General features: G+C 66.1%; 1 protein-coding gene. It reads right to left on the reverse strand.

Going from position 1 to position 304, the window contains the following annotated elements:
• Positions 1-304, reverse strand: a 304-nt coding sequence (locus EN824_RS34400) for an SMP-30/gluconolactonase/LRE family protein (RefSeq protein WP_135933224.1), incomplete at both ends; no start/stop codon positions are given.

The raw sequence follows: 304 nt of genomic DNA on the forward strand, positions 1-304 counted from the left end.
CGGGAAAGCCGTTGCCGAGGTCGGCCCATCGCCGCCGGTTGGCAAGGCTGCCATCCGCGGCGAGGTCGAACGCGGTCAGCCTGTTGGCGTGCGATTCAGCGACGATCAATGTTTTGTTGTCAGGCGTCACCGCCATCCCATTGGCAAATGCGATCTTGTCCGCCCCCTGCCGCACCGATCCGTCCGGCGCAATCAGCACGATGGCGCCGGGGCCGAAATGCTGGCCAGGAGCCGGGGCCGGCCCACCGCCATTGACGTAGATGTTGCCGCGCCCATCGACGCCAATCCCATTCCAAGGCTTCCC

Origin of the sequence: Mesorhizobium sp. M8A.F.Ca.ET.181.01.1.1, assembly GCF_004792025.1 — a bacterium.
Classification (GTDB): Bacteria; Pseudomonadota; Alphaproteobacteria; order Rhizobiales; family Rhizobiaceae; genus Mesorhizobium.